The sequence below is a fragment of the Wenzhouxiangella sediminis genome (assembly GCF_003410055.1).
Classification (GTDB): Bacteria; Pseudomonadota; Gammaproteobacteria; order Xanthomonadales; family Wenzhouxiangellaceae; genus Wenzhouxiangella; species Wenzhouxiangella sediminis.
Genome location: NZ_QUZK01000033.1, coordinates 1 through 24,944 on the forward strand (window position 1 = coordinate 1; position 24,944 = coordinate 24,944).

Sequence of the window (24,944 nt, forward strand, 5' to 3'; positions counted from 1 at the left end):
GTCAGGTCGATATCGCCGCCTGACTTAAGCCAACGAGCCTCCGCGAAACCCGGGGCGGTTCATGCCGGTAAAAACGCGGGAGGAGTCCATTTCATCACTCAAGTACGCTCGGCCCTTCGGGCCTCCACCGGACGCGGCTAGCGCCGCGCCGCTTGGATAAAAGCATTGGGCACCAGAGGAAGGAATCCGTTGAACGTGAAGCTTATTGCGAAGAAAGCCTATGCTTTTGCGATTGCTTGCTGCCTGATTGCAGCATTAGCTGGCCCGGCTACCACATTCGCTTCGGAGAAGAGTAAGGTTTTATTCGTAGCATCGAATGTGCTCGATATGGGCGATGCCGAGCGGCACGATGCTCGTAACAACCTCTGGGAATATGCGCCGCCTTTCCACATCTTCGTGATGCATGGTTACGAGGTTGATTTCGTCTCACCTCAAGGTGGTCCAGTTGAGTTCATGATGGACCCCCTGGGTATCAGTAGTTATGCAATCAAGTACGAGAACTTCCTCGGGAAGGCCGGAAGCACGCTAGAGCCCGGCCAAGTCGATACGGCCCAGTATGCGGCGGTATATGTTGGTGGTGGCTACGGCACATTGTTCGACGTTGCCCCGAACCCAACGTTGATGAGTCTCATTGGGGAGATTTACGAGCAAGGTGGCGTTGTGGGCGGCTGCGGGCATGGTCCGGGCGGTTTCGCCAACGCCAGGCTGAGGAACGGAGACTATCTGGTCAATGGCAAGCGCGTCGCCGGATTCCCGAATTCGACCGAACGATCCAAGCCCTGGGCGAAGCAAGGGAGCTTGTTGCCCTTTCTTGTCGAGGATCAACTTCGCAGGAATGGGGCGCAGGCTGAAAACAAGGAAACGTTGGCCGACAAGCATGCTGTCGTTGTCGATCAACGCGTTGTTTCAAGTATGTTCCTGCCTTCGGCGGCGTTGGTGGCAGAGGAAATGGTTCGGTTGCTTGAACGTGGGGATCCATGAGTCGGGCGTGGGTGCGCTGGTGCCCAACGAATCGTTGCAGCGGACGTTTGACCCGCCGCCCATTTTTGCTGCCGCTAGAAGCCAGAATGATCCTGGCAAGACCGCTGGCCAAATCATGACTGTGTCCGAAGGGGACTTGATGAGCGCACACCAAGAGCAAATGCGTGGTTTCTCCAGGTATAACCAAGAGTTCAATCGGGTTCTGTACGGGAAGGTGGCGGAACTGGGAGAGGATGAGCGCAAGCGGGATATGGGCGCGTTCTTCGGGTCGATCCACGGCACCCTGAATCATATCCTGCTGGCCGACAGGATCTGGCTTGGCCGGTTTGCGAAAGCGTTTCCCGACATGACCTCGCTGGCCGACGCGGATCTGGTCCACGAGTTTTCGTCACTGTCGCAGGAAATCTGTGCCGACTTCGACGAACTGTCTCTTGAACGCCAGGCCACGGACCGGGTGATTACGGACTGGGCGGAGGAGCTGAGCGATGCATTGCTCGCTCAGACCATGCGCTACAGCAATTCAAGTGGCCAGGTGCGCGAGCATCCCGTCTGGGTGGCGGTTGCCCACCTGTTCAATCATCAGACCCACCATCGGGGGCAGGTGACCACCCTGCTGTCGCAACTCGGCCACGACCCGGGCGTGACCGACTACTTCGCCTACGTGCTGTAGCAGGGGCTGGGCGGCTCCGGTCCGCGAGGTCGCCTGGGTGCGCTTGCCTAGTCCTCGTCTCCCACCTTGTCCCAGGTCCGATGCTCGAAGTCGCTCGGGTCGTGCCGCTCACGCAGCTGGTTCTTCGGTTCGCCGAACACTGAATTGACCATCCGCCCGCGTTTGACGGCCGGCCGTTCGTCGATGGCCTTCGCCCAGCGCATGACGTTCTTGTACTCGTGGGTCTGCAGGAACTCCGCCGCTTCGTAGACGCGGTTGAGCGCCAGGCAGCCGTACCAGGGCCAGATGGCCATGTCGGCGATGGTGTAGTGGTCGCCGGCGATGTATTCCTTCTTCGCCAGTTCGCGGTCGAGGACGTCTAGCTGGCGCTTGACCTCCATGGTGAAGCGGTCGATGGCGTATTTGATCTTGACCGGGGCGTAGTTGTAGAAGTGGCCGAAGCCGCCGCCCAGGAAGGGGGCCGAGCCCATCTGCCAGAATAGCCAGTTGAGGGTCTCGGTGCGGCCGTTCGCGTCGGCGGGCAGGAACTCGCCGAATTTCTCGGCAAGGTAGAGCAGGATCGCGCCCGATTCGAACACGCGCCTGGGCGGGTCGACGCTGTGGTCGGCCATGGCCGGGATCTTGGAGTTGGGGTTGATCTCGACGAAGCCCGAGGAAAACTGCTCGCCTTCGCCGATGCGGACCAGCCAGGCGTCGTACTCGGCATCCGAGTGGCCCTTCTCGAGCAGCTCCTCGAACATGATCGAAGCCTTCACGCCGTTGGGCGTGCCCAGGGAATAGAGCTGGTGCGGGTGCTTGCCGACCGGCAGGGCCTTCTCGTGTGTGGGCCCGGCCTCGGGGCGGTTGATCTTGGCGAACTGCCCGCCGTTTTCGCCCTTTTCCCATTTCCAGATTTTCGGCGGTACGTATTCGTTCTCGCTCATGATCGGGCTCCCTTGATTGGTTGGGTATCGCGATCCGGAAATCGCTCGAACTATGGATTGGTCAATAGCAGTATAGGTGCGGTCGGCGGCCGGGATCGTCAACGGCGGTTCATGCCGGCGTCATTTGCCCGGGGGCGCGGGCGGCGTGATAATCCCCGGTCTGGGATTCCAATTCAGGGAGACTGTCATGCGCACTATCGTTCTGATGTCGACCATCCTGCTGCTCGCCGCCTGCCGGGCCGGCGAGGACGGCGCACCCGAGCCGCAGGCGGCCGAACCCGCCGGCGAGGAACAGGCGATGGCCGAGGCCTCCGCTCCCGAGGAGGAAGCCGCCGAAACCGAATCCGAACAGCCGCACGCCGATCCGCTGCAGTCGGTGCTCGACGCCCAGCCCGACGAGATCCAGGCCCGCTTTGATGCGCGTCATCCGCGCGAGACGCTCGAGTTCTTTGGCATCGAACCGGGCATGATCGTGGTCGAGGGGCTGCCCGGCGGCGGCTGGTACACCCGCATCCTGCTGCCCTACCTGGGCTCGGAAGGCGAGCTGATCGCGGCCAACTATCCGCTCGACATGTGGCCGAACTTCCCATTCGCCGACGAGGCGTTCTTGGAGAACATCCGCAAGTGGCCGGAGGAGTTCCCGCAGCAAACCGAGGGCTGGTGCGACGGTGACTGCGCCGACGTGCGCACCTTCTGGTTCGGCGACATGCCGGCCGAGGTCGAAGGCGCGGCCGATGCGGTGCTGTTCATCCGCGTGCTGCACAACATGGCCGCCTTCCAGAATTCCGGTATCGACAACTACCTCGACCAGGCCTTTGCCGACGCCCACGCCGCGCTCAAGCCCGGCGGCATCCTGGGCGTGGTCCAGCACGAGGCGCGCGAGGACATGCCCGATGACTGGGCCGACGGCAGCGCCGGCTACCTCAAGCAGGCCTTCGTGATCGAGCGCGCCGAAGCCGCCGGTTTCGAGCTGGTCGATTCGAGCGCCATCAATGCCAACCCCAACGACCAGCCCACGACCGACGAGGTGGTCTGGCGCCTGCCGCCCTCGCTGAGCGTGCCCGAAGATGCCGAGAACGCCGAGGCGCTGCGGGCGCAGTACGAGTCGATCGGCGAATCGAACCGGATGACGCTGAAGTTTCGCAAGCCCGGAGAAACCTGATGTCACCGGGCCGGCATGACTTGCTGGTAGTCTCGAAGACATGACAAGAAGAACCAAGATCGTGGCCACCCTGGGGCCGGCCACCGACGAGCCCGACGTACTCGAGCGATTGATCACGGCCGGCTGCGATGTCGTGCGGATCAATTTCTCCCACGGCGATGCCGAAACCCACGCCCGGCGCATCAAGATGGTGCGCGCCGCCGCCCGCGAGCTCGACACCGACGTGGCCGTGCTCGCCGACCTGGCCGGGCCGAAGATCCGCATCGACCGCTTCCGGGAGGGCTCGGTGCTGCTGGCGCCCGACCAGGATTTCGCGCTCTACGCCCGGGAGAATCCGCCCGCCGGAGACGAGAACGGCGTGGGCGTGGCCTACCTGGGCCTGGTCGACGACGTCAAGCCCGGCTCGGAATTGCTGCTCGACGACGGCCTGATGGCGATGCGCGTCGAATCCATCGATGGCGACACCATCCACTGCAAGGTGCTCACCGCCGGCAAGCTGTCGGACCGCAAGGGGCTGAACCTGCGCGGCGGCGGTCTTTCGGTGCCGGGGATCTCGGAGGCCGATGCGCGCGACATCGAGCGCGCCGCCGAATGGCAGGTGGACTACCTGGCGGTGTCCTTCCCGCGCGGGCCCGAGGACATGCAGCGCGCCCGTGAGCTGATGGAAGCCGCCGGCGGGCACGCCGGCCTGGTCTCCAAGATCGAGCGCGCCGAGGCCATCGAGAACCTCGAAGCGATCATCGAAGCCTCCGACGCGGTCCTGGTGGCGCGCGGCGACCTGGGCGTGGAGATCGGCGATGCGGAATTGCCGGGCCTGCAGAAGCGCATCATCGCCGCCTCGCTGGCGGCCAACCGCCCGGTGATCACCGCCACGCAGATGATGCAGTCGATGGTCGAATCGCCGATTCCCACGCGCGCCGAAGTGCTGGACGTGGCCAACGCCGTCATCGACGGCACCGATGCGGTGATGCTCTCGGCTGAAACGGCCGTGGGCCGGCACCCGGTGACCGTCATCGAGGCCATGCGCCGCATCTGCAAGGGCGCCGAGCGCCACGTCGACACCCACCTGCCCATGGGGCGGCTCAACGTCCACGCCGAGCGCATCGACCAGGCGGTGGCGATGGCGACGATGGTGACCGTGCACAACCTGCCGGTGAAGGCCATCATCGCCCTGACCGAGTCGGGCTCGACCGCGCAGTGGCTCAGTCGCGTGCGCTCGCCGGTGCCGATCATCGCGCTCTCGCCCAATCGCTTCAGCCTGCGCAAGATGCGCCTGTTCCAGCACGTGCGCCCGCTGCTGTTCGTGCCGGAGGACATGGCCACGCCCAAGCTGGCCCGCTCGGCCATCGAACACGCCCGCCGCGCCGGCCTGGTCGAAACCGGCGACCGCGTGCTGATGACCCTGGGCGACGAGCAGGGCGTGATGGGCGGGACCAACACGATGAAAGTTCTGACGGTGGAGTAGAGAGGGGCGTGAAAATCAAAACCTGTCAAACGCAAAGACGCCAAGACGCGAAGGAATCAAAAAATGGAGCGGGCTCCATTGATCTTTTGCGAAGCCCTGAGCGACCGGGATTCTCCTCGCATTTTCAAATACACTTTTTTCTTTCTTGGCGTCTTCGCGTCTTTGCGTTTCAAAGATTTTTGCGCTCACGCAGGCACAAGCGGGTGAACTCGGCCCCGTGGCTGGCTACAATAGCGGACTACTCTCATTCACCCTCAAACCGCGTAGCAGGGGACTCAAGGACATGACCGACAAACTCGAACAGCTCGTAGAAACCGCTCAGGCGATGGTCGCCCCCGGCAAGGGCATCCTGGCCATCGACGAATCCACCGGCACCATCCAGAAGCGCCTGTCGGCCGTCGGGGTGGAGTCCACCGAGGACAACCGCCGCGACTACCGCTCGATGATGCTGTCCACGCCCGGCCTGGGCGAGCACATCTCCGGGGCGATCCTGTTCGACGAAACGATTCGCCAGAAGGCTTCGGACGGCACCTCCATGGTCGAGTTGATGAACAAGGCCGGCATCCTGCCGGGCATCAAGGTCGACCGCGGCGCCAAGGCCCTGGCCGGCTTCGAGGGCGAGAAGGTCACCGAGGGCCTCGACGGCCTGCGCGAGCGCCTGGCCGAATACGCCGAGCTCGGTGCCAAGTTCGCCAAGTGGCGCGCGGTGATCACCATCGGCGACGACATTCCCTCGCGCGCCTGCCTGGACGCCAACGCCCACGCCCTGGCCCGCTATGCCGCGCTGTGCCAGGAAGCCGGCATCGTGCCGATCGTCGAGCCGGAAGTGCTGATGGACGGCAGCCACGACCTCGACACCTCCTACGACGTGACCGAGGCCACGCTCAAGGCCCTGTTCGCCCAGCTCTACGAGCAGAACGTGCTGCTCGAGGGTACGATCCTGAAGGCCTCGATGGTGATTTCGGGTTCCGAGGCTTCCGATCGCGCCGGCCCCGAGGAAGTGGCCGAGGCCACGATCGATTGCCTGCTCAACGCCGTTCCGGCCGCCACCGCCGGCATCGTCTTCCTGTCCGGCGGGCAGGGCGACGTGGAAGCCACCCGGCACCTCGACACCATGAACAAGATGGGCGACCTGCCCTGGCCGCTGTCGTTCTCCTACGGCCGCGCCCTGCAGGCCGAGTGCCTCAAGACCTGGGCGGCCGACCCCAAGGGCAATCGCGAACAGGCCCAGCAGATTCTCGCCCACCGCGCGAAGATGAACGGCCTGGCGGCTCTTGGAGAGTGGAGCGAAGACGAAGAAGGCTGATTGGCCTTCTTCTTCAAGGTTTCAGGTTTCAGGGAGGCGCGACTTCGCTGATTGCTGAAGCCTGAATCCGGGTTCGCCGGCTCCGGAGACGTCGGAGCCGGCAAAAAACACAAAAACACCAGCGAGTCGTTGATGTCGGATCAGGACAAGTTTCGCGAAGAGGCCCTCGAGTATCACCGGCAGTATCCGCCGGGCAAGATCAAGCTGGTGCCGACCAAGGCGCTAACCACGGCCAAGGACCTGGCGCTGGCCTATTCGCCGGGGGTGGCCGCGGCTTCGGAGGAGATCGCGGCCGATCCGCTCAAGGCGCTGGACTACACCGCGCGCGGGAACCTGGTGGCGGTGATCTCCAACGGCACGGCGGTGCTCGGCCTGGGCGACATCGGGGCGGCGGCTTCCAAGCCGGTGATGGAAGGCAAGGGCGTGCTGTTCAAGAAGTTCGCCGACATCAACGTCTTCGACATCGAGATCGACGAGCGCGACCCCGACAAGCTGATCGACATCATCGCCAGCCTGGAGCCCACTTTCGGCGGCATCAACCTCGAGGACATCAAGGCGCCGGAGTGCTTCAAGGTGGAAGAAGCGCTCAAGGAGCGCATGAACATTCCCGTCTTCCATGACGATCAGCACGGCACGGCGATCATTGCGGCGGCGGCCCTGGTCAACGGCCTGAAGCTGGTCGACAAGAAGATGGAAGACATTCGCCTGGTCGCCTCGGGCGCGGGCGCGGCCGGCATGGCCTGCCTGGACCTGCTGGTGACCATGGGCGTCAAGCGCGAGAATATCGTGGTCTGCGACCGCGAGGGCGTCATCTACACCGGCCGCGATAGCTACATGGACGATCGCAAGGCCACCTATGCCGTCGACACCGATGCCCGGGAGATGGGCGAGGTCATCGAGGGCGCGGACGTCTTCCTGGGAGTTTCCGCGCCCGGCGTGCTCAAGCCCGAGATGGTCAAGGCCATGGCCGACAAGCCGATCATCCTGGCCCTGGCCAACCCGGTGCCCGAGATCATGCCCGACGAGGCGCGCGAGGCCCGGCCCGACGCGCTGATCGCCACCGGCCGTTCGGACTTCCCCAACCAGGTCAACAATGTCCTGTGCTTCCCCTACATCTTCCGCGGCGCGCTGGATGTGGGGGCGACGGCCATCAACGACGAGATGAAGATGGCCTGCGTGCACGCCATCGCCGAACTGGCCCAGATGGAAGCCTCCGATGTGGCTGCCCAGGCCTACGGCGGCCAGGCACCGAAGTTCGGTCCCGACTACCTGATTCCGCAGCCGTTCGACCCCCGACTGCTCGTGCACCTGGCGCCGGCCGTGGCGAAGGCGGCAATGGACACCGGCGTGGCCACGCGGCCGATCGAGGATCTCAACGCCTACACCGAGCGTCTCTACCAGCACGTCTTCCGCACCGGGTTGCTGATGAAGCCGGTTTTCGATGCTGCGCGTTCCGATCCCAAGCGCGTGGTCTTTGCCGAGGGCGAGGAGGAGACGGTGCTGCGGGCGGTGCAGACCGTGGTTGACGACGGCCTGGCCAAACCCATCCTGATCGGGCGGCCCAAGGTCGTCGACATGCGCATCGAGCGTGCCGGCCTGCGGCTCAAGCCGGGCGAGGACTTCGAACTGGTCAATCCCGAGTCGGATCCGCGATTCAAGGAATACTGGCAGACCTTCCACGAAATTACCCAGCGCAGGGGCGTGACGCCCGATTCGGCCAAGGCACTCGTGCGCACCCGCACGGCGGTGATCGCCGCGGTGATGGTGCACCGCAATGAGGCCGACGCGATGATCTGCGGCGTGGTCGGTCGCTACCAGAAGAAGTTGCAGTACATCACCGAGGTTTTCGGAACGCGCGACGGCAGCGGTACGCTGGGCGCGCTGTCGGCCATGACCAACGAGAACGGCGTGTGGTTCGTCTGTGATACCCACGTCAATCCCGACCCGACTGCCGAGCAGCTCGTCGAGCTGACGCTGATGTCGGCCGAACGCCTGCGCATGTTCGGTATCACGCCGCGGATTGCACTTTGTTCGCATTCCAACTTCGGCAGCCACGTCAATCCGTCGGCTTCCAAGATGCGGAAGGTGTTCAACATGCTCCAGGAACGGGCCCCGGATCTCCAGGTCGAGGGCGAGATGCGCGCCGACGCCGCCCTGATGCCCGCCATCCGCGAGCGAATCTTCCCCAACTCCCGCCTCAAGGGCGAAGCCAACCTGCTGATCATGCCCAACCAGGATGCCGCGCACATCGCGTTCTCGATGGCACGCGTGGTCGGCAAGGGCGTGACCATCGGCCCCATGCTGATGGGCATCGGCCGCCCGGCCCACGTGCTCACGCCCTCGGCCACCGTGCGCCGCGTGGTCAACATGACCGCGATTGCCGTGGTCGACGCCCAGCAGTACGAGCGGCGCACGAAGACCAGCGGCGAGCTGTTCGTCTGAGCGACCGGGCGGCTAGCCCCCGGCGTTGTTGACTGGCCAACTTTGCCCGCGGCGTCTCGCGGGCACCATTGGCCGAGCTTGCGGGGTGCGCTTGCGAACAGACGGCTCCTGAACACGGCCCCATGATGGGCATCTGTTGCAAAGAGCAAATGGATGCCCCGCGATGAATCGCTCCGCCCCGACTCTCTCCCGACGGTCCCGTCTCCTGAATGGGCGCGAGCTGTTGGCCCATGGCACAGGGCGGATGATCCTGGAGGTGGGGTGCTGGGTTGCGGGTATCGCGCTGATAGCGATCTATTTCCTGGTAACCGCCGACCTGGAGGGGCAGCGCAAGCAGGGCATAGAATTGTTCACCCAGGCGAGGGCCGAGGCCTCGGTTGGCCACAGCCTCGAACGACTGCCGCTGCCTGGCCAGACCGCACCATCTTCCGACGATGAGAAAGTCGAGCGTGCGGCCGCGCCGGCACTGGATATCGACGAAGAATCGCTGCCGGTCGCCATTCTGCGCATCGCCAGGATTGGGCTCGAAGTCCCTGTCTATCCCGGACTGAACGAGCTGAACCTGAGCCGCGGCGCGGGCTGGATCGGCGGCACTGCCGCCCCGAATTCGGGCGGGAACATGGCGATTGCAGCGCATCGTGACCAGTACTTTCGGCCACTGAAGGACATCCAGATCGGCGACACCATGGTGCTGGAGAGCCTCTCAGGACGAGGCGAATTTCGCGTGTCCAGTATCGCGATCGTGGATCCGGAGGACGTCTCGGTTCTGGAAGACGCCGCGGTTTCCACCATTACGTTGGTCACCTGCTACCCGTTCTACTTCATTGGCAGCGCACCGCAGCGCTACATCGTGCAGGCCGTTGCCCATGATCCACCCGGGAGTGCGTCAACACAGGACGCGATTCCCACCGCTCCACCATCAGGAGAAACACCATGAACACCCGTTTCAAAATACTTGCCATGGCATCGGCGGCCTTGCTGCTGAACCTGGCGTGGACTGGCCATGCAATGAGTCAGCAATCCGAAATGCCGCGACCCGAAATGGACCGGGCGAGTTGTGAGGAAGTCCAGTGGAATCGCGACTTGCTGCGACATTACCCCTGGGTGGTCGAGGCGTGTCACGAAGCCATCATCGTCGACGGCGAGAAGTGGGCGCGATTCGAAGCCGAGTTCGATCGACTCAATCGTGATGGATCGATTACTTCGACGTTTCGCAATGATCGTGGTCGGTCGCTGGGCCGTGTCCGCCTGATGCCTGGTCGAGATCAGCGGGTACTTCTGGACGGTCGCCCCTATCGGTTCTCCCAGTTGCAACGCGGCCAGGTGCTGAACTTCTATGCGCCCGAAGATATCTACGCCTTTACCACGCAGCCAGGTGCGCCGGCCAGTGAACTCGTCCAGGTCGTCGAGCCTACGGATGCAGAAATTGCCACGCCGCAACTGGCCCAGGCCCAACCCGTCGCAGACCAGCCGCCAGCCACCTTGCCGGCCACCGCGGGACCACTGCCGGTCGTCGCCCTGGCTGGACTGCTGTCCTTGCTGGGCGGGTTCAGCCTCACCATGCGCCGTCGTTCGCAGAGACTGAGTGCCTGAATCCCGGGCGTTGCTGCCGAGCTGCTCCGGGCGATCGCAAGTCGGTCGTCCGGCACTTTCTTGACGAGAAGCCTGGAGCAATTTCACAAGCAGCCGTCGGGTTTGAACACGGGCGCTTATGCGGCTGGGCTGGGAAGATGCCGATCATTGGAATGACCGGGTGAAGGGCAGGTCCAGCGTGGAGCGGGCGACAGCGTGCGCCAGCGAACTGAGGGCAGCCAGGTCCGCCTGTAGGCTGACTGATCAGTCAGGACCAACTCCGCAGGAGAGGAACCATGCCTGATCTCCGGTCCCCTGGATATGATCATCATCGCCGTCACCCCGAGCAACGCTTCGATTCCCTGGCTAGCTGGGAGAATGAAGGCGGCAGCCTTTGTCAGCGTCCCGCGGCCGATCCGGCCGACAGTGGCGATGAGACCACCGGTTCACTCACCCCGGATTATCTGCTCCTCGACGCACTGCCTTTGGGCGTCCTGGTCACCAACCAAGACGGTGAGATCACCTACAGCAACCCCGCGATTCAGAAACTCTACGATGTCTCGGCGGCCGAGCTGCTGGGTGCCCTCTGGTATCGCTGCACCGATGCGCGGGATATCGTCTCGCTTTCGGCCCCGTCGGTGAGCGGCAACAGCGCCGGTCAACCCGGGATTTTCGAGGTACGTATGGTCACTGCCTCCGGAGCGGAGATCTGGACGAAGCACAGCATTGCAGTCCTCGCACTTCAACAGGCGTCCGGCAGTCACATCCATCTCATTGAAGACATCAGCGCCAGAAAGGCGGCCGACAAGGCCAGAATCGCGAGTCAGGAGCTCTTGGCGACAGAGCGGGAGCGAGCACGTGTGACGCTGGAGTCCATTGGCGACGCCGTGATCAGTACCGATCCCACGGGGCGGGTAACCTACCTCAACGGTGTGGCCGAACAGCTCACCGGCTGGCTTCGGGACGAGGCAATCGGGCAGCCGCTCTCCCGCGTCTTCGATGTGCTCGATTCCGAAACCGGCCAGCCCATTTATGACCCCGCCGAACGAGCCATGGATAGGCTCAAGGTCGTGCAGATGCCGGCGAACGGCCTGCTGCAGCGGCCCGATGGCAGTCAGCTGGCCATCGAGGACTCCGCCGCCCCGATTCTGGACAAGGTCGGTCGGCTGGCCGGTGCGGTAGTGATCTTTCGGGATCGCCGGCTGTCGCGGGAAAACACGGCAAGGATGGCGCATCTGGCGCGACATGATGACCTGACCGGGCTACCGAACCGGTTTGCATTCGCCGAACACTTCGAGCAGGCTCTCAAGCTTGCTCGCCGACACGACAAGCGGGTTGGTGTTCTGTTCATTGATCTCGACCAATTCAAGCAGGTCAACGACAGTCTGGGTCATAAGGCGGGTGACCGCCTTCTCAGGAGCGTTGCTCGAGGTATGACTGCCTGCGTACGCGACACCGACCTGGTCTGCCGTCACGGGGGCGACGAGTTCGTCGTGCTTCTCAGCGAAATCAAGGCGCCCAAGGATGCCGCTCGGGTTGCCGAGAAGCTGAAAGCGGCCGTGGCCAGGCCTCGCCGAACCCAGGGCTGCTCCATCGGCCTGGAGCTGAGCATCGGAATCAGTCTCTTTCCTGACGACGGTATCGACATGGAAACGCTGATGCACCGGGCCGATACGGCGATGTATCACGCCAAACTCAACCCGGAGAAAGGTCCCTGCTTTTATCATGACGGCATGAGTTCCCGTTCTCCGGATGGCCCAGGCCCGGCTCAGCGCTTGGGCAAGGCGGGCAAGGCTGCCGGCCAGAGACAAGTCGGGGCCAAGCGGAGTACGTCATGAAGGAACTTCGCCGAAACATGCTCGGTGCGGGCCCGGCCCCCGGACCGAATCCCGAATCCTGGCCGCTCTTGCTTTCGGCCACCACGCTCACCGGCGATGAGGTCTGCAATCGGCAAGGCGAGAGACTGGGTTACGTCAGAGATCTGATGCTCGATATGGACAGCGGAAGAATTCGCTATGTGGTCATGAGCTGCGGTGGCTTCCTTGGCATGGGTGACAGGCTGCTGGCGATTCCCTGGACTGCGCTCGACCTCGATGTGGAGAATCTCTGCTTTCTTCTCGATGTCGATATTGATCGAATCAAATCCGCACCGGGATTCGACAAGGATCACTGGCCGGATATGGCCGACGAGCAATGGGCCGGCAAGGTTCGCTATTATTATCGCAGGCTCAAGGACGGATCGAAGTCGTTGCTTTAGTGGCCCTGACCTACGTTTGATGCCGAACAGAGGTATTGTCCGCTAGCGCGGTCTACTAGTTCCCGAACCTTAAGCATGGCAAGACACTGCAGCCATGAATATCCAAGCGGCCCGGTTGGCTGGAGCCAACGTGACCTATTTCGTCGCCGTCCACTTTCTGGCACTTGTCGTCTCGACGCTGTATGGTCTGTTTGTCGGTTTCAGTGCTTGGGCTTGGCTGGCTGCCGGCGTGATCTGGCTGTTAAGCGGGCTTTCCATTACCGCCGGCTACCATCGACTGTGGTCGCATAGAAGTTACGAGGCAGCCTGGCCACTCAAGCTGTTCTTTGCCGTTTTCGGAACCTTTGCCCTTCAGAACTCGGTTCTGGTCTGGAGCGCTCGTCACCGCGTGCATCACCGCTATGTTGATGACGTCGGGTGACACCCCCACTCGATTCTAAGGGGTATCTGGCATGCGCATATTGGCTGGCTTGCGCTGCTTACCTGGGGTGAGGGTTATCACAACTTCCATCACACTTTCCAGGCCGACTATCGTAACGGTGTGCGCTGGTGGGATTTTGACCCGGGCAAGTGGCTGATCGCCTCCTGTTCATGTGTCGGGTTGGCCGGCGGGCTTAAGCGAACTCCGGCATTCAGAGTTCGGCGCGCTCGGGTCCAGATGCAGCTTCATGAGCTCGAGAGCAAGCTGCAGTCGCTTGACGCCGACGAAACACGGGCCCAGTGCATCGAGCGTGAGTATCAGCAGTTCAGGGAAACGGTTGGCCAGTGGCAGGCTGTTCAGGCCGAACGCTTTCAGGTTGGCGTCTCCGCCATGAGCGATCGCTGGCAGCGGCATCGCTGCAGGGCCCGTTGCCGGGAACTGGACCAGAGCCTTAAGGCACAGGCCCGGCGTCTTGCCGATCTGCAGCGGGAGTGGCAGGCCGGCCGTCGCAGTTCAGTCTGAGTCCGCGGGGCTCGCGATTGGGCGGCTCTTCCCCAGGCTGACCCGGCCGCTCGACCAGAGCCATAACAGCAACAGAACCATGAGCAAGAGTGCTGCTCGCGTCGAGCCGAGCAGTGTGATCCAGTTCGACAGGTCCGCCCGCCATGCGGCCTGTTGCGGGCTTTCTGCACTGAACCAGAAAGCAACGCCAAGTAACATCAGCGCCAGGAGTAGAAGGTCGATTGGCTTGTGCTTGTGTGCGACCGGGATTAATGCAAGCGCGATTACCAAGCCCAATGGCATGTACAAGATCGAGCCGGCCAGCTGAGCTTGCCAGGTCGCAATAGCCGCTGCTATAAGCCCCAGCGCTGCTGACAGGAGTACCAGAGTCCACGCCAGACTGAATCGCAGGTAGTGCGAGACGCGTTTCCCTCTTGCTTGTTCCACAATCCTGTTCATGTTCGGTGCTCAGATCCTCTGAGATGGCAGCGTTTCGACCGCGCCGTCGTGCCCAGTGCAGCCGGATACCACCCGGAAAATGTCGTCGAGGCTGGCATGAGTGGAACTGGCCAGGTTAAGGTCGGCAGCTGCCTCTGCTCTTAGGTCGCTACGATCACCCATGCCTGTAGGAACTGTGGGGAGGGCGGCCGGTGTGGCTGATGCCAAGCCGCCAAGAGTTGATTCCATATCAGCCAGCGCGCATGGGGTGGTCGACTAGGCCGCTGAAGCAACCAACAACGCGACTGATAGCCTGATCGGCACGGGCAAGGAGATGAAGGCCCTTCAGGGTAATTGGCGCGCCATCTCCCGCAAGCATGTACAGGAGCATCCGGTAGCCTCCTTGGACGGTGTGCTTGCCGGAGGATTCCGCCTCGGCTTCCTCTTACGGTCACGCTGAAGTCTCCTGATGGATGCAGTTGGCGCGCTCCTTCCTGCCCAGGTATAGCTTGTAAAGGGCGTTTGACACCGAACAGAGATCCTCGGAGCATTGGCGCATGCTGTGAATGCATAACTGATTCGGTCGACGAACCGAAAGGACGTCAAGATGTTGTTTGCAATCGCTGTCATTCTCGCCGTACTCTGGGCCGTTGGGTTGGTCTCCGGAACCACCTTGGGTGGACTTGTTCACATCCTGCTGGTACTTGCCGTCATCATGGTACTGTTGCAGCTGCTTAGTGGCCGCCGGATGGCCTAGATGGCTGCCAGATTCACGATTTGCATTTCCATTCGTCTAGCAGACCTGATTGTCGACGCCCAGAGCAAGGCGTCGACCTGCCGGATCTCGGCGCCGTTAGTGTATGAATCGGGGTATACCAGAGCACGCCAGGTAGCCGTTCGATAGCGTACTGATGGCCGTCATGATGGTCGGTAGCCTGTGGTCGAATCCATCAGTGTCTTGCTGCGTGAAGGTGCCTTATCATGAATGTTAGAGCAATCAGATCGACCCAGCTATTCACTGTCCTGGCGTTCGCAGTCATGCTGTCACAGGGGTGTGCCGTCAATCCGGTCAGCGGTGATCGCGAGTTTGTCCTGATCAGCGAGAACCAGGAAATTGCAATGGGTTCGGAGGGAGCCAGGAGCGTGCATAAGTCGGTAGGGCTTGTGGAAAATGCGGCGCTTCAAGAGTACGTTCAGGAACTGGGCGTGGGCTTGGCAATGGATTCGGAGCGTCCCCGCCTGCCTTGGTCCTTCGGCGTTATCAACGACCCCACTCCCAATGCGTTCGCCTTTCCTGGCGGCTATATCTTCATTACCCGAGGTCTGATGGGCCTAATGGGTAACGAGGCGGAGCTCGCCAGTGTTCTGGGTCATGAGATCGGGCACGTCACTGCCCGCCATTCGGTTGCCATGATGACCCGTTCGCAGGTTGCTCAAATCGGGCTGGGGGTGGGTAGTATTCTGAGTCCCGAAATTGCCGAGTTCAGCGAGGCGGCGGCGGGCGGATTGTCGCTGCTTTTCCTCAGCTATGGACGTGATGCGGAACGCCAGGCCGACGACCTCGGCTTTAAGTACGCGCTAAGCCACGGTTCTGACGTGCGCGAGATGCCGAACGTGTTTGCATCGCTGCAGCATGCCGACCGACTCGCTGGCGACAGCCCATTGCCCGGCTGGCTTGCAACCCATCCTGACCCGGCTGAAAGAATCCTCCGTATCGAGAAGCGGCTGGGCGATCTGGACCAGCCGCTGGACGGTTCGCGTATCGGCCGGGACGCCTACCTGGCCCGACAGCCCGCTCGCATCGCCATCACGCGCACCTCCGTCGCCATGACGTTGAAGTCTTTCAATGAACGGTTCCCGTCGGTTATCGACATCGATCAGTTGGCCTTGATCAACCAGTTGTCCGGTTCTGATGTGACCGTTCCGGCCGGAACCAAATTGAAACGGGTCATTCAGGCTCCCTAGATTCCGCCCTTCGCTCGGGCAGGGCTCGCTTGCACACGCGATCACCGGACATCGGTCACGGCTGTTGGGTCGAAATGGTGTTCTGGTCCTCATTTATCTCCTAACGTCATCCAGAAACCTTGACCTTAACGTCGGATGAGGTGGACCATGCGATCTGGTGATTGGCTCGGGATGGTTTGTCCCAGGCCAGGAGAAGAGGTGTCGGGAGCGTGTGTACGCGGTTTGGAGGTCTTCTGTTTGCTTCGGCATTGGCGTGTGTCATTTCCTTGGCCCATGCCGGTCAGGAATTCCCAGCCCGTTCTTATCTGGAGCAGAACTTGCTTCGGGCGGCCAAACAGTTTCCCGACGATGTGCCCCGTCAGCGGTGCTGGGCGGCGGCCAATTCAGTTTGGCAGTATGCCCACGATCGTTTTGGCCCGGACCATGCCCGGGCCTGGCGTACGCCGTGGCGGGAAGCCGGTCGCTGGCGCAAGATCTGCGATGGCCAGGGGCTGCGCGCCCTGGACTCGCGCCACTGGGGCATCACCTGTCCGTACCGGTCTTGCCCGGAAGGGGAAGGACCTTACATCAGCATCAATCACGACCGAATTTACTCGGGTCAGTGGTCCGAATCCTGGCTTCACGGGCGCTACTACTATGTCATGGCGCACGAAATGGCGCACGCTATCGGTCACTACTACGGGGACCCGCTCTGGGCGGATGATCATTGGGCCGATGCTGTTGCCCATGCATTCGGTGCCCCGGTCTGTGCGCATTCTCCGTACTGCCGTGATGAGACTTCAGCTTCCGGGATCGCACAGCCGGCGGCGTCCGTGGATGCTGTTGTTCCGCCGCTCGTCCGGGTTGGTGAATGAGCCAACCCGCTCATTCGGACAGGCCATGAATTCAGTCTTCTGTACAGGTTGCTTTCAGTTGAACTGGCGCCGGTAGGCTGCGAGGGCGGCCGGATAACACTCGCAGGCGATCGACTCCAGCCCGGGGCGCGAGAGCACCCGGATGTGCCCGCGGCGGTAGCGGATCATCTCCCTGTCCTGCATTCGACCGGCTGCGATCGTGACTGCACTGCGCCGAACGCCCAACATGTCCGCCAGAAACAGGTGCGTCAGCACGAGGGGCTCGCCCCGGGTGCGGTCATCCATTATCAACAGCCAACGCGCCAGGCGGGCTTCGACTGCATGGAAAGCATTGCAAGCGGCAGAATGAGCGAGTTGTTCCGCCAGCACGAAGAGGTAGCCGTGAAGCGTTTGCTCGAGGCGTTTGCTGTCCTGAAGCAGACCGCGGAAGTCGGCTGCCGATATTTCGTGGGCCTGACCCGCTCCCTGGACGATCGCCCGCAGGGGGTGGCGATCGACGCCCAGCGCCATGGAGGCGCCAAGCATTCCCTCGAAACCGATAACGCCGATCTCCAGCGGATGGTGGCCGCCGATGGCAGCCGTGAGCGAGATGACCGCCGTCGTCGGAAAATGGACCCGGGAGATCGGCGCGCCGGCTGAATTGAGCTCGGTGCCGAACTCGAGGTCGGCTGGTCGGCACTTGGCCAGGAGCGACCTGGCGTCGGCGGCAGGGAGTCGGTCGATCAACTGATTGGTGGAAGCTGGTACAGGTGAGATGGGCATGAGGATTCCCGGGCAACTCGCCGCCACTGCCGGATGGGCGAGTGTTGCGGCATTCTTGCCGGGTTCCATGCTGGCTGCCCCGGCCTTGCCCGTCTGTTCGCCAGGGTACGTTGGAGGCTGCGAGCGCTCTGGTGGCGCTCACACACGACTATCTGGAAGCGGCCTAGAGGTTCCTGGCGTACGCAGAGAGCCGGTCGGTCTCGGTCTTGACCACCCGGTAGCACTCGCAGCAGAGCGCCTCGAGTCGCTTGCGGTCGAGTACGGTGATGTGCCCGCGCTGGTAGCGGATTACACCCAGCTTCTGCAACTTGCCGGCCGCCTCGGTGACGCCCTCTCGGCGAACGCCCAGCATGTTTGCGATGAGTTCCTGGGTCATGGTCAGCTCGTTGGTGGGCAGCCGATCCATGGATAGCAGGAGCCAGCGGCACAGTTGCTGGTCGATGGAGTGGTGCCGGTTGCACACGGCGGTCTGGGCCATTTGCGTGATCAGGGCCTGCGTGTAGCGGAGCATCAGCATGCGCATGGCCGGCTCGCTGTTGAACTCGCGCTTGAGGTCGGAAGCCCGCAGCCGGTATGCCGTCCCGGCGCTCTGGACCATGGCCCGGCTGGGTGTGCTGTCGCCGCCCATGAAGACCGCGACGCCGACGATTCCCTCACGACCCACGACCGAAATCTCGGCCGAAGCGCCGTCGATCATCACATAGAGAAGAGAAATAATGCAGTCGGCCGGAAAGTAGACGGCCTTGATCTCCTGGCCGGCGGCATAGATTTCCTTGCCCAGGGGCAACTCGACTTCGCGCAGTAGTGGAAACACGCGGTCCTTCGATGGTTGCGGCAACGCTGCCAGCAATTCGTTTCGTTCGGGTCCGGTCTCCATTCCAACTCCCCCTCCAGCAGGCCTTGCAGACAGTATCCCGCAGGCATTGCCGGGCCTTATGTTCGATGGCGAACAGACTACCACGGCCGGGCAAGGGTGCTCGTCGTGGCTGGCCGGCTGGCCGGGCGTTGGCGAGCGCCTGGTTGGCGTTGGCCCGTCCCGTTCCTGGCCGACGCGACTGGGCTTCAGGGAGGCGCAGCCTCCGCAATGGCCGGCCCGGGATTCTATGCGCCCAGGATCCAGTCGACGACCAGCACGAAGACCGTACCGGTCAGCGCCAGCGAAAGCAGGGCGAAGAGGCCGTCGCGGGCGATCAGCGCCGCGCCGAACGCGAACAGGGCGATGCCGGCGATGTTGGCGGTGAAGGGAATCAGCTCCAGCACGGGCATGACCAGGCCGACGCCCAGCGCGGCGGCAGCGACGCCGAGGGTCATCACGCTTTCGGACAGGAAGCTCAGGCGCTGGAAAAGGAAGCGGTCGGTGAAGCGCGCCGGGCGCAGCATGAAGTCCAATGCACCCTGCAGGTGGCGGCGCTTTACCGATCGGCGCAGCAGGAACTGCGGCAGCCAGAAATAGCGGCGGCCGGCCAGGATCTGGCCGGCAGTGATCACGACCAGCAGCGCCGTGACGGTGGGCACGCCGGGAATGTCTCCGATGATCGGCGCGAGCACGATAATGCCGGCAATGATGAGGATGGCGCCGAAGGAACGCTGCTCGATCTGCTGCAGGATGACGTGCAGCTCGACTGGATCAACGTCGTCGTCGATGGCGCGAAGTCGCTCGATCAGGCCTTCGAGGCTCTCGATTTGTGGCGATGTGCGTTCATTCATGGCTGCGGCCGGGAGCGATCAGGCGGCTCGCGGCGACCATCAATTGAAACACAGGCGCGGCGAGGATTCCTGTCGGCAGTGTGTTAATGTTCAGTCCAACTTCTCGAAAACGAAGTCAAAACAGGAGGATCCATGGCGACAGGCACTGACAAGGAACTCCAGGAACTGAGAGAAGAATTCAATCAGTTGAAGGACGAACTCTCGGGCATCGGCAAGACCGTCCGTCAGCTGGCCCACACCGCAACCGACGAAGGGCGCGACCGCCTCCGTTCGGCCGCCGAGCATTCGCGGCAGCAGGCGCGCGAGACCTGGAGCGCCTTCGAGCACGAGGTCGAGGAGCGGCCGATGACGAGCATCGCGGTGGCGTTGGGCATCGGTTTCATTCTGGGCAAGCTGCTCGACCGCTAGGCCCCGGGAACGGCTGACCCGACCCGCATGCTGAAGCGCATCAAGAAACGCATGGAGACCGGCGTCCTGGTGGCGGCGATCGTCATTCCCGTGGCGCTGTGCGTCTTCGCCTTCCTGGGCGTTGCCTGCTACTTCGCCCTGCTGGAATCCCTGCCGCCGGCCATGGCCGCCCTGGTCACGGCGGCCTGCGGTATTGTCGTGATCGCGCTCGTGTTGCTGGTCGCGAAGATCGCCGACGGCTCGGGCAAGCGCACAGAAGCCCGGCAGGGCCGGCCGCCTCAGGACGACGAGTTCGAGCGCTTCCTGCGCGAGCACGCCGACCCCGTTCTGGCGCGCTGGATCCAGGACAACCCTGACAAGGCCGCGATGGCGACGCTGGGGCTCGGCATTGCCGCCGGCTACAGCGAGCCGTTTCGTCGCGTGCTCTTCGACCTCTACGTGCGGTACTCCGAATCGGAGACCGTGCGGCGTTCGCGCCCCGACGCCGGGCGCTGAACAACCCGCGGCGGCCGCCGTGGGTTATTCTCGTCATCGATCGCCGGTGGCGAAATCCATTGACGATTTCTTTTCTCGAGCCTGATAGTTTCTGTCGAAACTTTCACGATGTCCGATTGTCCGCTGCAGGGCGGGCCGGTCCATGGGGCCGAGGACGACAAGCACTGACAAGCAAGAGGGTGGCAAGCAGGTGAGCAGCGATTCCGGGGCAGTGAGAGAGGATCGACGCAGCGGCGTGATCAGGACCGTGCTGGTTTGCGCGGCCCTGGTGGCCGTGGCCGGCGTCCTCTTGTTCGTGATCTTCAATACCGAGCCGACGGCGCGGCGCGACGGCGCGGTCCGCCAGTCGGCCTCCCTGGTCGACGTCACGCAGGGTGAGTTCGGCACATTCCGCCCGACCATCGAGGCCATGGGCACCGTCCGTCCCGCCAGGGAAATCTCGCTCGGCGCGCGCGTGAGCGGCGAAATCGTCGAAATCGGCAATTCTTTCGTCCCGGGCGGCTATGTCGATGCCGGCGAAGTGCTGGTCCGCATCGACGACGCCGATTACCAGGTCGCGCTGCAGCAAAGCCGGAGTGCGCTGGACCAGGCCATCGCCGACCTCGAGATCGAGCGCGGCGAGCGGGCCGCGGCCGAGGCCGAGTATCGCCAGTTCAATCGCGAGCTGCCGCCGGAGCGCGAGGCGCTGGTGCTGCGCGAGCCGCAGGGTCGGGCGGCGCGGGCCAATGTGGAGGCCGCGCGCGCCGACGTGCGCCAGGCGGAACTGAACGTCGATCGTGCAACCGTCGAGGCCCCGTTCGACGCCCATGTGCTCGGACGTGCGGTCAACCTGGGCTCACAGGTGAGCCCGGGCGCGGCGCTCGGTCGCCTGGTCGGCCTGGACACCTACTGGATCGAGGCGACCGTGCCGGTCGGCCAGCTGCAGTGGCTGAGCGTGCCCGACGACGACCAGCCCGGCTCCAGCGTGACCGTGCGCAACCGCAACGCCTGGCCCATGAACGTGACCCGGCAGGGCGAGGTGTTTCGCCTCATCGGCGAACTGGAAGGCGACACGCGCCTGGCGCGCATCCTGGTGGCGGTGGACGATCCGCTCGCGCGCGAAACCGAAGAAGACCTGCCCCGGCTGATGCTCGGCGAATACGTCGAGTGCCGCATCGAGGGGCGCGAGCTCAGCGACGTCGTGCGCCTGAATCGGGACTACATCCGCGAGAACGACACCGTCTGGTTGATGGTGGACCAGCGCCTGGTGATCCAGCCGGTGTCCATCCTGTTCGAGGACGAGCGCTACGCCTATATCGACGAAGGTCTGACCGCCGAAGACCGAGTGGTGACCACGCGCCTGGCGACCGTACAGGAGGGCCTGCGCCTGCGCGTGGATACCGACGGTGACGCCGCCGGGGAGGACATCGACGCATGAGTGCTCCCCAGCCCGCTCCGGGCACGCACTCCGGCGGCCCGATCGCGTGGATGGTCAACAACGCGATCGCAGCCAACCTGGCCATGATCATCCTGCTGGCCGGGGGCGTGTGGACGGCCATTACCATGCAGAAGGAAGTCCAGCCGCGCTACGAGCTGGACTACGTGGATGTCAGCGTGTCCTATCCCGGCGCGGCGCCGTCGGAGGTGGAGGAGGGCATCCTGCTGCCGGTCGAGGAGGCCGTGCGCGGCGTGCAGGGGATCAAGGAGATCACCTCCACCGCCCGCGAGGGCTCGGGCTCGATCAGCCTGGAGCTGGTCACCGGCGTCAACCGGATGCGCGTCTACCAGGACGTCGACCAGGCCGTCGCCCAGATCCGTACCTTCCCGATCGACGCCGAGGAGCCCGAAGTGCGCCTGCGTTCCTGGCAGCGCGACGTCATGGAGATCGGCATCTACGGCGATGTCGACATCTGGACGTTGCGCCAGCTAGGCGAGCGCGTGCGCGACCAGCTCCTGTCGCAGCCCAACATCACGCAGGTGGAGATGGGCCGGGTGCCCGGCTACCTGACGCACGTCGAGATTCCCCAGGACGTGCTGCGCGAGTACGACATGACGCTGGCGCAGGTTGCCGACCTGATCGAGCAGTCCAGCCGCGATGTGCCCGCCGGCGCAATCGACACCAGCCAGGGCGAGGTCCTGTTGCGCATGAAGGAGCGCAAGGAGTGGGCGCGCGACATCGACGACATCGTGCTGATCAGTTCCGAGACCGGCGCGCCCGTGCGCCTGGGCGACATCGCCGAGGTGCGCGACGGCTTCGAGGAAGTCGGCTTCCACTCGCAGTTCAACCGCACGCCCTCGATCGAACTCGAGATCTTCCGCGTGGGCACGCAGTCGCCGCTGGAGGTCGCCGAGTCCGTCCAGGCCGTGCTCGACGATCTGACCCACACCCTGCCCGAGGGCGTGACCTGGCGAATCGACTCCAACCGCGCCGAGGAATTCAGCGACCGGCTCTATCTCCTGCTCAAGAACGGCGCCTTCGCCGTCCTGATCATCATCACCATCCTCGCCCTGTTCCTGGAGGCGCGCCTGGCCTTCTGGATCATGATGGGCATGACGATCTCCTTCGTCGGCGCGATCAACTTCCTGCCGAGCTTCGGCATCAGCATCAACATGATCTCGATGTTCGGCTTCCTGGTGGCGCTGGGCATCGTCGTCGACGACGCGATCGTGGTGGGCGAGAACGTCTACGAGCACCGCGAGCGGGGCCTGGGCATGATGGATGCCGCCATCGTCGGGGCGCGCGAGATGGCCTGGCCGGTGACCTTCAGCATCCTGACCAATATCGTGGCCTTCCTGCCGGTGATGTTCATCCCCGGCATCATGGGGCAGTACTGGTGGCCGATGCCCGTGGTGGTCATCACGGTGCTGGCGCTTTCGCTGCTCGAGGCACTGTTCATCCTGCCCTCGCACCTGGCTCACATTCGCGAGCGCTCGCACGCGGCGGTCGGTGATCGCCTGCACAAGGTGCAGCGCGGCTTCGCGCGTGGTTTCGGGCGCTGGATCGACACCCGATACCGGCCTTTCCTGGAGCGTTGCCTGCGGCACCGCTACGTCACGCTGACCGGTGCGGTCGCGCTACTGGCGGTGACCGGCGGCTATGCGCTGAGCGATCACCTGGGCATGGTCATGATGCCCGAGCAGCCGGCTGACGAGATCGAGGCCGGCGTGCGTCTGCCGGTGGGCAGCACGCGCGACGTGGCCGCCGACATGGCTTACCAGATCACCGAGGCCACCCACCGCATGTTCGAGGACAATAACCTGTACGAGGCGGCCGAGGGCATCAAGACCAACGTGCGCGGCAGCAACTTCATCGACGTCGAGATCGTGATGCTGCCGCCGGCCCAGCGCGACATCAGCACGCAGGAAGTGATCGAGCTGTGGCGCGACCAGATCGGCGACATCAAGGGCGTCGACCAGATCACCTTCGAGGCCGAACGCGGCCCGGGCAGCTGGCGCGACGACATCAGCATCGACCTGAGCCATTCCGACATCGGCGTGCTCGAGCGGGCCGCGACCGAGCTGGTCGAGCGACTCGAAGAGTTCGGCAACACCCGCGACGTCAACGACAATTACGAGCGCGGCAAGGCGCAGCTCGACTTCACCCTGCTGCCCGAGGGCCGCGCATTGGGCCTGACGCCGGTCGAGGTCGGACGCCAGTTGCGTGGCGCTTTCTACGGGGATATCGCCCTGCGCTATTTGCGCGGCACCAACGAGATCGAGGTGCGCGTCAAGCTGCCCGAGGAAGAGCGCGAGGACATCCGCACGCTCGAGAATTTCATGGTGCGCACGCCCGACGGTGTGGAAGTGCCGCTTTCGGATGTCGCGCGCGTCGAGCAGGGACAGGCCTTCACGTCCATCAACCGGCGCGACGGCCGGCGAGTGATCAACGTTGGCACCGACGTCGAGCCAAAGAGCGCGGTCAGTCGCGTTCTGGCCGCGATCAACACCGACGTGTTGCCGCAGCTGCGCGCGGACTTCCCGGGCATCACCTGGACCTACGAGGGCAGCCAGGCGGAGCTGCGCGAATCCACCGCCGCGCTCTGGGGCGGGTTCGGCCTGGCGCTGTTCGCCGTCTACGCCCTGCTGGCCATCGCTTTCGGCAGCTACGTGCAGCCCCTGATCGTGATGATGGCCATTCCCTTCGGCATCGTCGGCGGGGTCATCGGGCACATCCTGCTCGGCTACGACCTGTCGCTGGTGAGTATGCTCGGCGTGGTGGCCGTCTCCGGCGTGGTCGTCAACGGCGCGCTGATCATGGTCCATTTCGCCAACTCGCAGCGAAAGGCGCTGTCGGCGCACGACGCCATCCTGCAGGCCGGCATCCGGCGCTTCCGTCCGATCGTGCTGACCACGCTGACCACCTTCGGCGGCCTGGCGCCGATCATCCTCGAGACCTCCATCCAGGCCGTGCACCTGATTCCCATGGCCATTTCGCTGGGCTTCGGCATCGTTTTCGCCACCTCGATCATGCTGGTGGTGGTGCCGTGCTTCTACATGATGCTCGAGGACATTTACGGGGTGTTGCACCGGCGCCGCGCGGCGGCGGCCTGAAGGTCCGTCGCTGGCCGCGAATCTCCGGGGGCGCGAGGGCGCGCAAAAATGGCGTAAATTTGCCAGCATCTGCCGGGAAATGCCT

24 protein-coding genes are annotated in these 24,944 nt (G+C 63.6%); 18 read left to right on the forward strand and 6 right to left on the reverse strand.

All coding sequences use genetic code 11. The annotated features are described in order from the left end of the window. The first annotated feature begins 195 nt into the window (after positions 1 to 195). Both DZC52_RS06940 and DZC52_RS06945 read left to right on the forward strand, forming a co-directional pair. Positions 196 to 981 (forward strand): type 1 glutamine amidotransferase domain-containing protein, encoded by a 786-nt coding sequence (locus DZC52_RS06940; RefSeq protein WP_245960786.1) that lies wholly within the window; start codon positions 196 to 198, stop codon positions 979 to 981. Positions 982 to 988: 7 nt separating this feature from the next. Continuing rightward, positions 989 to 1,651, forward strand: coding sequence for a DinB family protein (locus DZC52_RS06945; protein ID WP_245960781.1), 663 nt, complete (start codon positions 989 to 991; stop codon positions 1,649 to 1,651). 47 nt (positions 1,652 to 1,698) lie between these two features. Here the strand turns inward: DZC52_RS06945 and yghU are convergent, their stop codons facing one another. After that, positions 1,699 to 2,574 carry a glutathione-dependent disulfide-bond oxidoreductase gene (gene yghU, locus DZC52_RS06950; RefSeq protein ID WP_116650406.1) on the reverse strand — a complete coding sequence of 292 codons (876 nt, stop codon included), beginning with the start codon at positions 2,572 to 2,574 and terminating at the stop codon, positions 1,699 to 1,701. Between the two features lie 187 nt (positions 2,575 to 2,761). Between yghU and DZC52_RS06955 the strand changes: the two genes are divergently transcribed. From DZC52_RS06955 to DZC52_RS15715, 9 genes are all read left to right on the forward strand, one after another. After that, positions 2,762 to 3,736 carry a class I SAM-dependent methyltransferase gene (locus tag DZC52_RS06955; protein ID WP_116650407.1) on the forward strand — a complete coding sequence of 325 codons (975 nt, stop codon included), beginning with the start codon at positions 2,762 to 2,764 and terminating at the stop codon, positions 3,734 to 3,736. Between the two features lie 40 nt (positions 3,737 to 3,776). Beyond that, on the forward strand, positions 3,777 to 5,201 hold the full coding sequence (gene pyk / locus DZC52_RS06960; protein ID WP_116650408.1) for a pyruvate kinase: 1,425 nt from the start codon (positions 3,777 to 3,779) through the stop codon (positions 5,199 to 5,201). 283 nt (positions 5,202 to 5,484) lie between these two features. Continuing rightward, positions 5,485 to 6,507, forward strand: coding sequence for a class I fructose-bisphosphate aldolase (locus tag DZC52_RS06965; protein ID WP_116650409.1), 1,023 nt, complete (start codon positions 5,485 to 5,487; stop codon positions 6,505 to 6,507). A 132-nt stretch (positions 6,508 to 6,639) separates the two neighbouring features. Then, the gene (locus tag DZC52_RS06970) at positions 6,640 to 8,949 is read left to right on the forward strand and encodes an NADP-dependent malic enzyme (protein ID WP_116650454.1); all 2,310 of its coding nucleotides are present in this window, start codon (positions 6,640 to 6,642) and stop codon (positions 8,947 to 8,949) included. A 244-nt stretch (positions 8,950 to 9,193) separates the two neighbouring features. Beyond that, positions 9,194 to 9,886 (forward strand): class D sortase, encoded by a 693-nt coding sequence (locus DZC52_RS06975; protein ID WP_181918828.1) that lies wholly within the window; start codon positions 9,194 to 9,196, stop codon positions 9,884 to 9,886. Continuing rightward, entirely contained in the window at positions 9,883 to 10,542 is a 660-nt protein-coding gene (locus DZC52_RS06980; protein WP_116650411.1) for a hypothetical protein, read from the forward strand. The genes DZC52_RS06975 and DZC52_RS06980 overlap by 4 nt, the downstream gene beginning before the upstream one ends. Positions 10,543 to 10,817: 275 nt before the next feature. Next, positions 10,818 to 12,359: a sensor domain-containing protein gene (locus tag DZC52_RS06985; RefSeq protein ID WP_116650412.1), complete on the forward strand. Its 1,542-nt coding sequence runs from the start codon at positions 10,818 to 10,820 to the stop codon at positions 12,357 to 12,359. Continuing rightward, positions 12,356 to 12,778, forward strand: coding sequence for a PRC-barrel domain-containing protein (locus DZC52_RS06990; RefSeq protein ID WP_116650413.1), 423 nt, complete (start codon positions 12,356 to 12,358; stop codon positions 12,776 to 12,778). Before DZC52_RS06985 ends, DZC52_RS06990 begins: the two co-directional genes overlap by 4 nt. A 94-nt stretch (positions 12,779 to 12,872) precedes the next feature. Next, complete coding sequence (locus DZC52_RS15715; RefSeq protein WP_245960782.1) at positions 12,873 to 13,199, forward strand: hypothetical protein; 327 nt, start codon at positions 12,873 to 12,875, stop codon at positions 13,197 to 13,199. Between the two features lie 168 nt (positions 13,200 to 13,367). Here the strand turns inward: DZC52_RS15715 and DZC52_RS15720 are convergent, their stop codons facing one another. Further along, positions 13,368 to 13,613, reverse strand: coding sequence for a hypothetical protein (locus DZC52_RS15720; RefSeq protein ID WP_245960783.1), 246 nt, complete (start codon positions 13,611 to 13,613; stop codon positions 13,368 to 13,370). 99 nt (positions 13,614 to 13,712) lie between these two features. Continuing rightward, positions 13,713 to 14,159: a hypothetical protein gene (locus tag DZC52_RS07000; protein WP_116650414.1), complete on the reverse strand. Its 447-nt coding sequence runs from the start codon at positions 14,157 to 14,159 to the stop codon at positions 13,713 to 13,715. 586 nt (positions 14,160 to 14,745) lie between these two features. Between DZC52_RS07000 and DZC52_RS07005 the strand changes: the two genes are divergently transcribed. From DZC52_RS07005 to DZC52_RS15380, 3 genes are all read left to right on the forward strand, one after another. Beyond that, a complete protein-coding gene (locus tag DZC52_RS07005) occupies positions 14,746 to 14,895 on the forward strand; it encodes a lmo0937 family membrane protein (protein ID WP_116650415.1) in 150 nt (49 codons plus the stop codon). Between the two features lie 224 nt (positions 14,896 to 15,119). Then, positions 15,120 to 16,103: a M48 family metallopeptidase gene (locus DZC52_RS07010; protein WP_116650416.1), complete on the forward strand. Its 984-nt coding sequence runs from the start codon at positions 15,120 to 15,122 to the stop codon at positions 16,101 to 16,103. A 248-nt stretch (positions 16,104 to 16,351) separates the two neighbouring features. Further along, positions 16,352 to 16,957, forward strand: a complete 606-nt coding sequence (locus DZC52_RS15380; RefSeq protein ID WP_147307631.1) for a type III secretion system effector protein — start codon at positions 16,352 to 16,354, stop codon at positions 16,955 to 16,957. Between the two features lie 54 nt (positions 16,958 to 17,011). On the opposite strand, the gene DZC52_RS07015 is transcribed toward DZC52_RS15380, so the two are convergent. The 3 genes from DZC52_RS07015 to DZC52_RS07025 form a co-directional block, all read right to left on the reverse strand. Next, positions 17,012 to 17,683 (reverse strand): Crp/Fnr family transcriptional regulator, encoded by a 672-nt coding sequence (locus tag DZC52_RS07015; protein WP_220338291.1) that lies wholly within the window; start codon positions 17,681 to 17,683, stop codon positions 17,012 to 17,014. Positions 17,684 to 17,882: 199 nt separating this feature from the next. Further along, on the reverse strand, positions 17,883 to 18,596 hold the full coding sequence (locus DZC52_RS07020) for a Crp/Fnr family transcriptional regulator (RefSeq protein ID WP_116650418.1): 714 nt from the start codon (positions 18,594 to 18,596) through the stop codon (positions 17,883 to 17,885). A 224-nt stretch (positions 18,597 to 18,820) separates the two neighbouring features. After that, on the reverse strand, positions 18,821 to 19,426 hold the full coding sequence (locus DZC52_RS07025) for an exopolysaccharide biosynthesis protein (protein ID WP_116650419.1): 606 nt from the start codon (positions 19,424 to 19,426) through the stop codon (positions 18,821 to 18,823). A 132-nt stretch (positions 19,427 to 19,558) separates the two neighbouring features. On the opposite strand from DZC52_RS07025, the gene DZC52_RS07030 reads away from it, so the two are divergent. The 4 genes from DZC52_RS07030 to DZC52_RS07045 all read left to right on the forward strand — a co-directional run bounded on the left by DZC52_RS07030 (position 19,559) and on the right by DZC52_RS07045 (position 24,859). Next, entirely contained in the window at positions 19,559 to 19,834 is a 276-nt protein-coding gene (locus DZC52_RS07030) for an ElaB/YgaM/YqjD family protein (RefSeq protein ID WP_116650420.1), read from the forward strand. Between the two features lie 27 nt (positions 19,835 to 19,861). Continuing rightward, positions 19,862 to 20,329: a phage holin family protein gene (locus DZC52_RS07035; protein ID WP_116650421.1), complete on the forward strand. Its 468-nt coding sequence runs from the start codon at positions 19,862 to 19,864 to the stop codon at positions 20,327 to 20,329. 190 nt (positions 20,330 to 20,519) lie between these two features. Continuing rightward, positions 20,520 to 21,746, forward strand: a complete 1,227-nt coding sequence (locus DZC52_RS07040; RefSeq protein ID WP_181918829.1) for an efflux RND transporter periplasmic adaptor subunit — start codon at positions 20,520 to 20,522, stop codon at positions 21,744 to 21,746. Beyond that, positions 21,743 to 24,859 carry an efflux RND transporter permease subunit gene (locus DZC52_RS07045; RefSeq protein WP_116650423.1) on the forward strand — a complete coding sequence of 1,039 codons (3,117 nt, stop codon included), beginning with the start codon at positions 21,743 to 21,745 and terminating at the stop codon, positions 24,857 to 24,859. The genes DZC52_RS07040 and DZC52_RS07045 overlap by 4 nt, the downstream gene beginning before the upstream one ends. Positions 24,860 to 24,944: the final 85 nt, after the last annotated feature.

Bases quoted from the DNA above. Each gene is read 5' to 3' on its own strand.
- yghU (WP_116650406.1), bottom strand. From the start codon at position 2,574: ATGAGCGAGAACGAATACGTACCGCCGAAAATCTGGAAATGGGAAAAG.
- DZC52_RS06955 (WP_116650407.1), top strand. From the start codon at position 2,762: ATGCGCACTATCGTTCTGATGTCGACCATCCTGCTGCTCGCCGCCTGC.
- pyk (WP_116650408.1), top strand. From the start codon at position 3,777: ATGACAAGAAGAACCAAGATCGTGGCCACCCTGGGGCCGGCCACCGAC.
- DZC52_RS06965 (WP_116650409.1), top strand. From the start codon at position 5,485: ATGACCGACAAACTCGAACAGCTCGTAGAAACCGCTCAGGCGATGGTC.
- DZC52_RS06970 (WP_116650454.1), top strand. From the start codon at position 6,640: ATGTCGGATCAGGACAAGTTTCGCGAAGAGGCCCTCGAGTATCACCGG.
- DZC52_RS06975 (WP_181918828.1), top strand. From the start codon at position 9,194: ATGATCCTGGAGGTGGGGTGCTGGGTTGCGGGTATCGCGCTGATAGCG.
- DZC52_RS06980 (WP_116650411.1), top strand. From the start codon at position 9,883: ATGAACACCCGTTTCAAAATACTTGCCATGGCATCGGCGGCCTTGCTG.
- DZC52_RS06985 (WP_116650412.1), top strand. From the start codon at position 10,818: ATGCCTGATCTCCGGTCCCCTGGATATGATCATCATCGCCGTCACCCC.
- DZC52_RS06990 (WP_116650413.1), top strand. From the start codon at position 12,356: ATGAAGGAACTTCGCCGAAACATGCTCGGTGCGGGCCCGGCCCCCGGA.
- DZC52_RS15715 (WP_245960782.1), top strand. From the start codon at position 12,873: ATGAATATCCAAGCGGCCCGGTTGGCTGGAGCCAACGTGACCTATTTC.
- DZC52_RS15720 (WP_245960783.1), bottom strand. From the start codon at position 13,613: ATGCCGCTGCCAGCGATCGCTCATGGCGGAGACGCCAACCTGAAAGCG.
- DZC52_RS07000 (WP_116650414.1), bottom strand. From the start codon at position 14,159: ATGAACAGGATTGTGGAACAAGCAAGAGGGAAACGCGTCTCGCACTAC.
- DZC52_RS07005 (WP_116650415.1), top strand. From the start codon at position 14,746: ATGTTGTTTGCAATCGCTGTCATTCTCGCCGTACTCTGGGCCGTTGGG.
- DZC52_RS07010 (WP_116650416.1), top strand. From the start codon at position 15,120: ATGAATGTTAGAGCAATCAGATCGACCCAGCTATTCACTGTCCTGGCG.
- DZC52_RS07020 (WP_116650418.1), bottom strand. From the start codon at position 18,596: ATGGAGACCGGACCCGAACGAAACGAATTGCTGGCAGCGTTGCCGCAA.
- DZC52_RS07025 (WP_116650419.1), bottom strand. From the start codon at position 19,426: ATGAATGAACGCACATCGCCACAAATCGAGAGCCTCGAAGGCCTGATC.
- DZC52_RS07030 (WP_116650420.1), top strand. From the start codon at position 19,559: ATGGCGACAGGCACTGACAAGGAACTCCAGGAACTGAGAGAAGAATTC.
- DZC52_RS07035 (WP_116650421.1), top strand. From the start codon at position 19,862: ATGCTGAAGCGCATCAAGAAACGCATGGAGACCGGCGTCCTGGTGGCG.
- DZC52_RS07045 (WP_116650423.1), top strand. From the start codon at position 21,743: ATGAGTGCTCCCCAGCCCGCTCCGGGCACGCACTCCGGCGGCCCGATC.